The sequence below is a fragment of the Secundilactobacillus collinoides DSM 20515 = JCM 1123 genome, assembly GCF_001435975.1.
Taxonomy (GTDB): domain Bacteria; phylum Bacillota; class Bacilli; order Lactobacillales; family Lactobacillaceae; genus Secundilactobacillus; species Secundilactobacillus collinoides.
Window position 1 is genome coordinate 29,520 of sequence record NZ_AYYR01000112.1, and the last position, 11,884, is coordinate 41,403.

Sequence of the window (11,884 nt, forward strand, 5' to 3'; positions counted from 1 at the left end):
CACAAATGACTGCTTGCGACTAAATAAGGCACCCTAAACCAAAATTCCAATTCGGAATTTTAGTCTAGGGTGCCTTACATTTGGGAGCAAAACCGACTTTAGTCCTTGTTTGGGCTGTGCTTAGTTAAGCAATTGATTTTCATAAGTCTTTCTTAGACACCTGATCTGGAAAAAACGTCCGGGGAGTATATGGCCTGGTCACCCTTTTTAATAACCTTCAAAAACATTATGGTTGTTAAACTTCGCAGCAAAGCCTTTTTGGATGGCTTTAGGTGCCTTCGCATACGTCATCGTTTTTGTGAGCTTACCACGAATCATCAGCCGACCAGCACCCGTAGCATCACAGGTCACCAGTGTAACAATATTTGCTTTGGTCTGATTCACTACATCCACCCGCGTGGCCGCGATGAACGTACGTCTATACACTTTGTATCGGTATATTTTCTTCATGTTGGTCAGGTAGATATTGTCGCCGACCTTCGTTTTGTAGTAAAGCGGGCTGAACAGCACATTCTTCTTGATCATATGATGCCCAGCTAACGGATAGTTACCGTGCCCCATCTTCTGATTGGCGCGCAACGTACCAGCAGCAAGTGCCAAGGTCGTGTTTGAAACGCCCTTACCGATTGTCAAATGAATCCCCGACTTGGGCACCAGTATCTCACCAACAACATGAATCTTCTTTGAGTTCATCCGCGCCTTAGCAACGGTTTGAAAGTTCAGTGATTTTGCACTTCTAAAGTCAAAATTGGCTTTTTTCTTTTCATTTTTCTTAACGGACTTGGCAGTGACCTTTGGCTGGTAAGACGTCACCATCCAATTCTTAATTTGTTCGTTAAAAATTAGCCCCAATGAAATGACAATTAGGACCGCAAACAACGTCCGGTATAGCCACCGTCGCCCTCGTTTTTTTGGTTGTTTCTTTGGTTCTTGATCCATGTTTGCACCCCATCACTTTCCCATTTTACGAATCCCATTTCTATGATAGGTATAGTCTACACGGTTTTTGTGTGATTTAAAAGTGGATTGCATTAATGTTTAACTCTGGAAATAAATGGGTTAGTTCAAATAAAAAACCACCCTCCGAAGAGCGTGGCTTTTTTAATCGCACGTTTAGTTGTTTGATAAACCGTACTTCTTGTTGAAACGATCCACAGCACCATCGGCTTTGTTGAACTTTTGCTTACCGGTGTAGAATGGGTGAGAATCAGAAGAAATTTCAACACGAATCAATGGATAAGTGTTGCCATCTTCCCATTCAACAGTTTCGTCTGAAGTTGCAGTTGAACCTGATAAGAACTTGAAACCAGTACTTGAGTCTTGGAAGACTACTTCGTGGTAATCTGGATGAATACCTTGCTTCATAATAATACGCTCCTTTGCCCTGGATCATTCACTGAACCAGAGATTGATTTATGTCGTCAACCCTAACACTATATCATGAACACATAGGGTTTTCAATGCTAAACTGAATTTTACTCAGCAATCTCGGCGGTATCCTCAATCGAAACATCCGCGTTTAGAGCTGTTAATTTTTCAACGATACTGCCGTAACCACGCAAAATATTATCCGCGTTAAGAATCTGTGTTTCTCCTTCAGCCATTAGCGCTGCAATCATTAACGAGGCACCAGCACGGATTTCCCCCGCTTCAACGGTTGCCCCGGTAAGTGCGTCAGTGTGCTCAACGATAATCATATCGTTTTCGCTACGCACTTTTGCCCCCATTTTTTGTAACTGGGAAATGTGTTTGACCCGCTGCGGGTAGATCGTGTCAACAATAATACTGCTTCCCTGTGCCTTCAGTAACAAAGGTGTAATGGGTTGTTGCAGATCGGTTGCAAACCCTGGGAATGGCATCGTTTTAACCTGAATAGCGTTAAGGTCATCGGATTTAGCCACGTATGCTTCATCTTCATCAACCTGCAGTTGCACACCCATTTCCACCAATTTCGCCGTAAACGACTCCAAGTGTTCAGGGATAATATTCTTGATTCGAATCCCGTCACCCATTGCAGCAGCAAGGGATAGGAACGTTCCAGCTTCGATTCGGTCAGGAATGATTGTATGCACATTGGTCGCCTTCAAAGTCGAGACACCCTCGATTCGGATCACATCAGTCCCAGCACCACGAATATGGGCGCCCATGTTATTCAAGAAAGTTGCAATATCAATAATTTCAGGTTCTTTAGCGGCATTTTCAATCACGGTTGACCCCTGAGCCTTAACAGCTGCAAGAATCGTGTTGATAGTAGCACCAACTGAAACGAGATCTAAAAAGATTCGAGCACCATGCAGACCATCACCACTAGTAGTAATGTGAACGGTGCCCTCATTTTCAACAACTTCTGCACCCAACGCTTTGAAGGCCTTAATGTGCTGGTCAATTGGTCGTGGGCCGATGTTGTCTCCTCCTGGGAACGTCACGGTTGCCCGGCCAAAACGGCCGAGTAAAGCCCCCATAAAGTAGTATGAAGCCCGCAAGCTCTTGATTGCCTGACTTGGCATTGGTGCTTCAATAATTTCTGTTGGGTCAATTTTTAAGACGCCATCCGCAAAATCCGAATGGACGTTCATTGATTTTAAAATCAGCATTAAATTGTGTACATCTAAAATGTCGGGAACCATGTCAAACTTCACTGGCGTATCAGCTAAAATAGCCGCCGGAATTAAAGCAACTGTACTGTTTTTAGCACCGCCGATGGTCACACTGCCGGACAGGCGATTGCCACCGTGGATTATCATTTTTTTCATTACGTAAGTTTCCTTCACTATTCAAAATCATACTTCGAGTAATCATTATTTAATGATAAATAATGTCCGGCAAAATTACAATAGTTTAACGCCATCTCGTTAATTTGTAATATTTAAAAGCTACCTATTGTTAGAAATTGGCAGTATTTTTAATCGAATTCTTTTAATTTAGGTTCAATTATGCGCAAGTTGTTATTGAGATAAATAACACTCCGCAAAAAAGGCTGTGACAAAATGCGGTTAAAGACCAGTAAATAAAAGACGCCAACTAAAAGTCCAAATTGGGTTTTTAGTTGGCGCCTTTTTTATTGCCGGACACACCGTGTTTTATACGTTTAGGCTAGATAAACCAAAATCACAAACCAACAGGTGCAGGCATGTTTATCGGAAAATATAGCCCTCTGTTCCAGTCTCAAAGTGCCTTAATTATTTGGCGTCATGAACATCGTTTGCTGCTGCCACAAAGGCTTTGAACAAGCCTTCAGGTCGGTTTGGCCGTGACAAGAATTCTGGGTGATATTGGGCACCCACGAAGAACTTCTTGTCAGGAATTTCGATAACTTCGACCAAGTGATTGTCAGGAGACGTCCCAGCAAAGACTAAACCTTTAGCTTCCATTTCTTCACGGTAAGCGTTGTTGAATTCATAACGGTGACGGTGACGTTCCTGAATAACATCTTGGTTCTCGTAGGCTTCAGCAGTCACAGTGCCTGTCTTCAGCTTGCATGGATAGGCGCCTAAGCGTTGAGTCCCACCCATGTCAGAAATATCAGCCTGGTCAGCCATTAAATCAATCACATTATGTTTCGTGTTCGGATTCATTTCTGTAGAGTTGGCATCTTTGTACCCAAGGACATCGCGGGCAAATTCAACACTTGCCATCTGCATCCCAAGGCAGATACCCAAGAATGGCACATCGTTTTCACGAGCGTACTTAATGGCTGTGATCATCCCTTCGATCCCACGGTCACCGAAGCCACCGGGAACGAGGATACCATCAGCATCCTTCAAGATTTCAGCAACGTTGTCTTCGTTGACCTTCTCAGAATCAATCATACTTAGATTGATATCTGCATCAACCGGATAACCAGCGTGTTTCAAAGCTTCAGCAACCGAAATGTAGGCGTCTTGCAGACTGACATACTTACCAACCAATGAAATATTGATGGTCTTTTTCAAATTGTTGACCTTGTTAACAAGCTGTTGCCATTCGGTCATATCGGCCTCCGGTGCAGTGACGTGCAGATGATCCAACACGAGCGAATCCATACCCTGTGCCTTTAAACGCAATGGAATCTCATAAATGGTGTCGACATCACGTGATTCAATAACGGCGTTTGGCGTCACATCACAGAACAGGGCAATTTTCTTTCGCATGGCATCCGTGATTGGTGCTTCTGTCCGAACAACCAAGATGTTTGGTTGGATTCCTAAGCCACGCAGTTCACGAACAGAGTGTTGTGTTGGCTTAGTTTTCATTTCGCCAGCTGCGTGCAAATAAGGCACCAGGGTGGTATGGATGTAAACCACATTTTCGTCGCCCACTTCAGCCTTCATTTGACGAATGGCTTCGAGGAATGGTTGTGATTCAATATCGCCAACAGTCCCGCCAATTTCAGTGATCACAAAGTCGGCATTTAAAGTCTTACCGGCCCGCATGATTTTTTCCTTGATCATGCCAGTAATGTGAGGAATAACTTGGACGGTGGCGCCTAGGTAATCGCCGTGGCGCTCTTTTTCCAATACTTCCGAATAAATCTTACCGGTCGTGACGTTAGAATATTTGTTCAAATCATTGTCAATAAACCGTTCATAATGGCCTAAATCCAAATCAGTTTCGGTCCCATCGTTGGTAACGAAAACTTCCCCGTGTTGATATGGGCTCATCGTGCCGGGGTCAACGTTGATATACGGATCGAATTTTTGGATTGTCACGTTTAACCCACGGTTTTTCAGCAAACGTCCAAGTGAAGCTGCCACGATTCCCTTACCAAGTGAAGAAACCACGCCGCCGGTTACAAAAATATATTTGGTCATTGTATAACTCCTCGTAAGATTAATTTGGGGTACTGGGTGTTTTCAATAACGAAAAAACTCCCTATTCGTCGTTGGTTGAATAGGGAGCTTCTATTATTCCGAACAATGGCTCCACAATTCCTTGTGAAGCGCCCAAACGATATATTACCTGTTTTCCAGAAATTCGTCAAGGCAAAAGTTCGAATTACTTATTTTCTTCATCGTCATCTTCATCATTGAAGTCGTCATCGTCTTCATCAAATTCAGACAACTGACCTTCGATACCGTCTGGCATACTATCTTCGGAATCATCACCGTCGTCACTACCGTCATCGATATCAGCTAAGTCTGACTTGTACTTGCCAAGTTCCTTGGTGTCCTCGTCTGCTTCGCTATCGTCTTCATCGTCATCGTAATCAGAGTCGAGATCTTCGTCATCAACATCGACATCGTCTTGATCTTCAGGATCATCGTCGTCGTAATCGATCACGTCATCATCGTCTGAAGAATCTGCCAAGAAGGCGTTAACCTTCCGGCGTTTCTTTGCCTTTGGGTGATCCTCGTCATCCTCAGCACCGATCGTTGCTTCATCGATCGATTCAAATGGATACCAGGTCCGTAAACCCCAGAGGTTATCACCTAACGAAATGAAACTACCATCAATGTTCAAGTCCGTGTAAAATTGAGAAAGTCGTTCCCGAATTTCTTTATCAGAATCGCCGAGGTACTTTTGAACCTCGTTAGCTAAATCTGCAAACGGCATAACATCCCCGCGTTGTGCGAGAATAGCGTGAGCTACTTCAATCATCGATAATTCGCTTTTGTTTTGGCCTTCTAAGACTTTTAATTCCAAACTGGCGCACGTCCCTTCCACAGTCTACGAACAACTATACTAGACTAAACGGTAAATTGCAATCTAATCTCGTAATTTCCTAATAATTCTTGGCCAGCGTACAACTGATAGTCGATTGACGCATTGCCGCCAAATGGGCGCTGCGTGAAGTCAGCCTTCAACTGTGGCGTAACCGTTTCAATTGGGATGATCCCATACGGTGTGCGATATTGCGCCGAGATACGTTTACCGGCACTAAAATGCAAGCGAACGCGATTCTCGCCGCGTCGCGTCAACGATACGTCACCATCACCCATAAATTTAATGGTTACAGGGACATCTGCGCCCTGGCCATCTTCTTGAGGTTCGGCGTATCGTAAATATATTGTGTCACCGATCTGCACAATTTGACCCGCAACGTCAATGACATAGTCTGACGATTCACCGTTTTGAACCGTGTGGGTCTCCAAGTGAATGCCAACTGGGATACTGGTTGACAAATCATCCATACTAACCCTTCCCTTCATTCACAACATTACTTCATTATAACGTTTTTTTATGATTTTCGCACGAATTTGAGATTGCGTAAATGCGCGTTTGTTTTTGCAGACATCCTATAACCTCGTCTCAAGCGAATTTTGACGGCAACAGTTAAAAGATTTCAGACTGACTAAATAATTTGCGTCAGCTTTAGTCGCTGCCGCTTAAATAATCGCGTGCAATTTCGCCGATAGGAATTATGGACTGAATTGCAACACTCACCTCCAGATGGCGCCGCTCACTGTTAGTGCCATGCAAATATGTCCTGGTGACAGCCACCCGCTGCCCTAAACAAATTTGGCGCCGTTCTTTTACCGTCCTGCTGGGTGGTGGAAATTTGGTCCAGTCCACCAGTGACGCGGTTGCCTGATTCCGCTATAATGGTAGTAGTTTGGTATTCTTCGAGACGAGGTATCCATCATGAAAGCACAATTACCATTTTCAACGATTCAACTTTTAGATACACCCTTGACCACTGAGCAGAAGTTGGCGTCATTTGGGCTAACAAACACCTTGCTAAACGTCACGTCAGATATTAACGTCCCCTTGATCCATTTTTGGACGTTGCCGCCGACCCTCATTTTAGGCTTGAAAGACCGGCATTTATTCGATCTTCCGGCGGGTTTAGCAAAGGTCACGCAAAGCGGTTACGATCATTTTTTGCGAAATTCCGGCGGCCTTGCCGTAGTTAGTGACGGTGGGATCTTAAACGTCTCACTGTTTGTACCGCAAACGACGAAGCGATTTTCCGTCGATGAGGGGTATGAACTCATGAAGTCCCTGATTCACCTCACTTTTCCAACCCTCACTATTGAGAGCTATGAAATCACCCGATCCTACTGTCCCGGCGACTATGATCTCAGTGTTGACGGGAAAAAGATTGCCGGTATTTCACAGCGTCGAAACGCTAACGCACTGGTCGTTATGGCGTACATCAGTGTCACTGGCGACCAACAGTTCCGGGGTCGCATGGTACGCGATTTCTACGAGACCGGACTAGCAGATCAGCCAAACGACTGGGATTTTCCAGACGTTGACCCAGCATCAATGATCAATGTTGCTGATGCCATGCACCAGCCACTGACTGTCGCTGAAGTCAAAAGCGCGATGGTCAACGCTCTGCAACAAGATCACTTTGACATTGACACGACATCCTTGCCACAACGCTTGACAACGTCTGACTTTCAAACGCAGTACACCAAGGAACTAGCAAAAATAAACAAGCGCCAAGTCGGCATTTAATCATTTTCAACAAAGGAGGCCTTGTATTGGCCTATCGAGACGAACGGCTCCCCCGAGAAAAAGTTTTTCGGGATCCAGTTCATAACTATATTTACGTCCAGCACCAGGTCATTTTAGACTTGATCAACACCCGCGAGTTTCAGCGTCTGCGCCGAATCAAGCAGCTGGGTACCGCTTCAATGGTGTTCCACGGTGCCGAACACACCCGTTTTACCCATTCACTGGGCGTTTACGAAATCACCCGACAAATCTGCGATAATTTTAAGCGCAACTACCCGACCCAAACCGAGGGCGACGGGTTGTGGGATGATGATAAAGAACGGCTGGTCGCCCTCTGCGCGGCGTTATTGCACGACATTGGCCACGGCCCCTATAGCCATACATTTGAGCACATCTTCGGCACCGACCATGAAGCCATCACAGCTGAAATTCTGACTTCACCCGAAACCGAAGTCAATCAGGTACTTCGCGCTGTTAGTCCAGAATTTCCTGAACAAGTGGCCTCCGTCATCAAAAAGACTTACCCGAATCCCCAAGTCGTCCAAATGATCTCCAGCCAAATCGATGCCGACCGGATGGACTACCTATTGCGGGACGCCTACCACACCGGCACCAAGTATGGCACGTTTGACCTCACCCGGATTCTGCGGGTCATGCGCCCTTATCGTGATGGCATCGCCTTTCAGATCAGCGGCATGCACGCGGTAGAAGACTACATCATGAGTCGTTTCCAAATGTATCAACAAATTTACTTTCACCCAACTTCCCGGTCAATGGAAGTGATTCTGAATCACCTGCTGCTGCGCGCACGCGAGTACTATGCAACTGCCGACAATGCCAATGAAATTGCGGCCCCATACTTACTATTTCCGTTTTTTAAACACCAGTTTAATTTAGACGATTATCTGCTGCTCGACGACGGTACCTTAACCACCTACTTTGCACACTGGCGTCAATCAAACGATTCCATTTTAAGCGACTTGTCACACCGCTTTTTGGACCGTAAACCGCTGAAATCCGTCATCTACACAAAGCAAACAGAACACGAACTGCCAGCCCTTCGCGACCTCATTGAAAAGGCCGGCTTTAATGCCAAGTATTACACGGCAACGAACAACAGCTATGACCTGCCCTACGACGCCTATGATCCAAAGATGAAAAAGCCGCTCACGCAAATTGAACTCATGCAAGAGGATGGCAATCTAGTCGAACTGTCGTCAGTAAGCGCCCTAGTTAATGCGATCACCGGTAAATTTTCTGGTGATCAGCGTTTCTTCTTCCCACGTGAAATGCTGCAAAATAATGCCGCTGATACGGACCTGTTTAATCCGATTTATCAAGCTTTTCAACAACACATCCACAACGACACTTTGATCTGATCATAAAGGAGAATTTCATGACTATTAAATTGATTGCAATCGACATTGACGGCACCTTGGTTGATTCACAAAAAGCACTGCACCAAACCACGATTGACACCATCACAAAAGCCCGTGAAGCAGGCATCAAAATTGTATTATGTACCGGACGCCCGCTTACCGGCGTGCACCAATACCTGGAACCGTTGCACATTGAGGGCGATGACCAATACGTCGTGACCTTCAATGGGAGTTTAGCGCAGTCGGTATCCGGTAACATTCTTGTCAATCACAACATCAGTACCGAGGACTACATCGATCTTGAAAGTCTTGCGCGTAAAATGAACGTTCATTTCCATATGGAAACCAAAAACTTCATCTACACGGCTAACCGCGACATCAGCGGCTACACCATTGCCGAAAGTTTCCTAGTGCGCATGCCGATTCGTTATCGGACGCCTGAAGAAATCACTGACGAACTGACCATTGCTAAGGGGATGTTTGTTGATACGCCAGAAATTCTTTCTAAGTTCGTTGCTGACTTCCCGCAATCTTATAAGGACCGATTCTACGTTGTTCAAAGTGAACCCTACTTCTTTGAAGCCATGAACAAAAAAGCCAGCAAGGGCAACGCCATCAAAGAATTAGCTGAAAAGCTCGGCATCGCGCAAGATGAAGTAATGGCCATCGGTGACCAAGGCAATGACCTGACCATGGTAAAATACGCCGGAACCGGTGTGGCTATGGGCAACGCAATTGATGATGTAAAAGCTAACGCCCAGTTTATTACAAAGACAAACGATGAAGACGGCGTGGCCTTTGCCATTGAGAAATTCGCGCTGTAATCACACTTAAGCCAAAAGCCCTGTGACAATATCCATATTATCCACAAACCGGCCCGATACTTTTACTTGAGTGGTGCCGATTTATCAAACGGCTGCTTCTGACTATAAAGAGACCCCAACTAAAACCCATGCAGGGTTTTAGTTGGGGTCTCTTGTCTACAATTAGGTCAAACCACCAGAAATTCAAAAACACATGCTCTTAGCAACTGAATGAAATGCGTCTAAAAGACAGCCATTCAGGCTTTTAATTGTCACGATTTCTTATAAACACACTATTTCTTATAAACAAACGAAATCTAAGAAACTGAGACCAGAACGCTCGCTTTATAGGGTGACAACAATCCCCAGCACAATCAACGTAATACTGACAATGAGACAGAAGCGCGCGTATTTATTCACGACAATTGGCCCATTTTTAACTGTTGCAACGTTACGAACTGAAATTTTTTCTTCTGGCAGCGGATCTTCGTTCTTGTGTCGGCGTCGACGCCAACCAGCAAACATGTGTCCTTTTTCAATGATGAAAAAGGCTGCACCAATGAGGAAAACAAGCCCAATCATAAACCAAAAATTGGCTACTTTAACCAGTGATGTAAAGGGTACGGCTACCAGTCCAATGACGAGAATGGCAGCTAAGGTCGTTAAGGCCCATCTATTTTGTTTGAGTTTTGACAATTTATGCTCATCCGTTCTTTGATTGAATGGTAAAAGTGTAGCACAAGGCAGGGCGTGGAACAAGGCGTTTCGGCTCGAGGATAAGTATGCGTTTGGATCTTTGGGTAGTACGATTTTGGATCTACTTAGAGCGTAAAGTCAACTTCTAGATTCGATTCAAACACATAAAAAGCGACATGCTGACGCATGCCGCTTTTCCTTATATTGTGGTTCTCTTTTAACTAGCCGAAACGTGTTCCAGAAGTGGTAGGGTGCTAACGCAACCTAAACGCCCTTCTTCCACACTCTGGGTCAAGAACCTAAAAAGTAGCATGCTGATGCATGCCGTTTTTCCTTATATTGTGATTCTCTTTTATCTAGCCGAACCGTGTTCCAGAAGTGGCAGGGTGCTACCACATAAGCACCCTAAACGCCCTTCTTCCACACTCTGGGTCAAGAACCTAAAAAGCAGCATGCTGACGCATGCCGCTTTTCCTTATATTATGGTTCTCTTTTATCTAGCCGAAACGTGTTCCAGAAGGCTGAGGGCTACTGCATAAGCAACTCTGTCCCAAAAATCCAAGCCCGGGATTTTCGGGACAGAGTTGCTTATGCTCCGCCCTCAAAGCGCCTTCTTCCACACTCTACTCTGCTCCATGAAACCTATTATGAAACAATGGGCTCACTGGCTTATTCTCATAGATGCGCTTGATGGCATCGCCAATCAGCGGTCCTACAGAGATCTGTTTTAGCTTATCGATTTGTTTTTCTTTTGGTAACTGAATAGAGTCGGTGACCACCAATTGTTTGATTGGTGAGTTAGCGATTCTTTCGATTGCTGGACCTGATAGAACTGGGTGGGTACAGCTTGCATACACTTCAGAAGCACCCGCATCCATCAAGGCCTGCGCACCTAACGTAATGGTGCCGGCAGTGTCGATCATGTCATCGATCATGATGCAACGTTTGCCCTTTACATCACCAATAATGTTCATAATCTCGGCCACGTTTGCTCTTGGACGCCGCTTATCAATGATTGCAATCGGTGCCTTCAAGAATTCAGCTAAGGCCCGGGCCCGCGTCACACCACCATGGTCAGGAGAAACCACAACGGCATCTTTATCTATGCCATGGTTAATGAAGTAATCCGCCAATAGCGGTGCACCCATCAAATGGTCAACAGGCACATCGAAAAATCCTTGAATCTGCGCAGCGTGCAAGTCCAGTGCGACGACTCGCGTAATGCCGGCTGTTTCCAACATATTTGCGACCAATTTTGCAGTAATTGGTTCGCGTGAGCGTGCCTTTCTGTCCTGACGTGCGTAACCGTAGTACGGAATGACCACATTAATGGTTTCCGCACTTGCCCGACGCAACGCATCAACCATAATCAGCAGTTCCATTAAATTATCGTTAACGGGAGCTGATGTGGATTGGATGACATAGACGTGACAACCACGAATACTTTCCTCAATGTTAATCCGAATTTCACCATCACTAAACCGGTCAACTGATGTTTTTCCTAAGTCCACGCCAACTTCATCGGCAATGCGTTGGGCGAGCGGCTTATTGGAATTTAACGCAAAGATTTTCAACTTTGGGTCATTATATTTTTCTGACATGGGATCCTCCAAATGGCTTATT

At 45.2% G+C, this 11,884-nt stretch carries 11 protein-coding genes; 3 read left to right on the top strand and 8 right to left on the bottom strand.

Annotation, left to right across the window (positions count from 1 at the left end):
- Positions 1-207 precede the first annotated feature (207 nt).
- From FC82_RS14415 to FC82_RS14440, 6 genes are all read right to left on the bottom strand, one after another.
- The gene (locus tag FC82_RS14415) at positions 208-939 is read right to left on the bottom strand and encodes a class A sortase (protein WP_056997353.1); all 732 of its coding nucleotides are present in this window, start codon (positions 937-939) and stop codon (positions 208-210) included.
- A gap of 174 nt (positions 940-1,113) precedes the next feature.
- The gene (locus FC82_RS14420; RefSeq protein WP_054760679.1) at positions 1,114-1,365 is read right to left on the bottom strand and encodes a type B 50S ribosomal protein L31; all 252 of its coding nucleotides are present in this window, start codon (positions 1,363-1,365) and stop codon (positions 1,114-1,116) included.
- 110 nt (positions 1,366-1,475) lie between these two features.
- Positions 1,476-2,753: a UDP-N-acetylglucosamine 1-carboxyvinyltransferase gene (locus tag FC82_RS14425; protein ID WP_056997354.1), complete on the bottom strand. Its 1,278-nt coding sequence runs from the start codon at positions 2,751-2,753 to the stop codon at positions 1,476-1,478.
- A 426-nt stretch (positions 2,754-3,179) separates the two neighbouring features.
- Positions 3,180-4,790: a CTP synthase gene (locus FC82_RS14430; RefSeq protein ID WP_056997355.1), complete on the bottom strand. Its 1,611-nt coding sequence runs from the start codon at positions 4,788-4,790 to the stop codon at positions 3,180-3,182.
- Between the two features lie 184 nt (positions 4,791-4,974).
- On the bottom strand, positions 4,975-5,622 hold the full coding sequence (gene rpoE, locus FC82_RS14435) for a DNA-directed RNA polymerase subunit delta (protein ID WP_054760680.1): 648 nt from the start codon (positions 5,620-5,622) through the stop codon (positions 4,975-4,977).
- 44 nt (positions 5,623-5,666) lie between these two features.
- Complete coding sequence (locus FC82_RS14440) at positions 5,667-6,110, bottom strand: YwiB family protein (protein ID WP_054760682.1); 444 nt, start codon at positions 6,108-6,110, stop codon at positions 5,667-5,669.
- A 451-nt stretch (positions 6,111-6,561) separates the two neighbouring features.
- Here FC82_RS14440 and FC82_RS14445 point away from each other — a divergent pair, with 451 nt between their 5' ends.
- Genes FC82_RS14445 through yidA form a run of 3 tightly spaced genes read left to right on the top strand, consistent with a single transcriptional unit; the run spans position 6,562 to position 9,586 of the window.
- On the top strand, positions 6,562-7,383 hold the full coding sequence (locus FC82_RS14445; protein WP_054760684.1) for a lipoate--protein ligase family protein: 822 nt from the start codon (positions 6,562-6,564) through the stop codon (positions 7,381-7,383).
- A gap of 26 nt (positions 7,384-7,409) precedes the next feature.
- Positions 7,410-8,762, top strand: coding sequence for an HD domain-containing protein (locus tag FC82_RS14450; RefSeq protein WP_056997356.1), 1,353 nt, complete (start codon positions 7,410-7,412; stop codon positions 8,760-8,762).
- A gap of 17 nt (positions 8,763-8,779) precedes the next feature.
- Positions 8,780-9,586 (top strand): sugar-phosphatase, encoded by an 807-nt coding sequence (gene yidA / locus FC82_RS14455; protein WP_056997357.1) that lies wholly within the window; start codon positions 8,780-8,782, stop codon positions 9,584-9,586.
- A 324-nt stretch (positions 9,587-9,910) separates the two neighbouring features.
- On the opposite strand, the gene FC82_RS14460 is transcribed toward yidA, so the two are convergent.
- Both FC82_RS14460 and FC82_RS14465 read right to left on the bottom strand, forming a co-directional pair.
- Positions 9,911-10,261, bottom strand: coding sequence for a DUF3899 domain-containing protein (locus FC82_RS14460; protein WP_056997358.1), 351 nt, complete (start codon positions 10,259-10,261; stop codon positions 9,911-9,913).
- Between the two features lie 623 nt (positions 10,262-10,884).
- Positions 10,885-11,862 (bottom strand): ribose-phosphate diphosphokinase, encoded by a 978-nt coding sequence (locus FC82_RS14465; RefSeq protein ID WP_054760688.1) that lies wholly within the window; start codon positions 11,860-11,862, stop codon positions 10,885-10,887.
- Between the last annotated feature and the right edge of the window lie 22 nt (positions 11,863-11,884).

Bases quoted from the DNA above. Each gene is read 5' to 3' on its own strand.
- FC82_RS14415 (WP_056997353.1), bottom strand. From the start codon at position 939: ATGGATCAAGAACCAAAGAAACAACCAAAAAAACGAGGGCGACGGTGG.
- FC82_RS14420 (WP_054760679.1), bottom strand. From the start codon at position 1,365: ATGAAGCAAGGTATTCATCCAGATTACCACGAAGTAGTCTTCCAAGAC.
- FC82_RS14425 (WP_056997354.1), bottom strand. From the start codon at position 2,753: ATGAAAAAAATGATAATCCACGGTGGCAATCGCCTGTCCGGCAGTGTG.
- FC82_RS14430 (WP_056997355.1), bottom strand. From the start codon at position 4,790: ATGACCAAATATATTTTTGTAACCGGCGGCGTGGTTTCTTCACTTGGT.
- FC82_RS14440 (WP_054760682.1), bottom strand. From the start codon at position 6,110: ATGGATGATTTGTCAACCAGTATCCCAGTTGGCATTCACTTGGAGACC.
- FC82_RS14445 (WP_054760684.1), top strand. From the start codon at position 6,562: ATGAAAGCACAATTACCATTTTCAACGATTCAACTTTTAGATACACCC.
- yidA (WP_056997357.1), top strand. From the start codon at position 8,780: ATGACTATTAAATTGATTGCAATCGACATTGACGGCACCTTGGTTGAT.
- FC82_RS14465 (WP_054760688.1), bottom strand. From the start codon at position 11,862: ATGTCAGAAAAATATAATGACCCAAAGTTGAAAATCTTTGCGTTAAAT.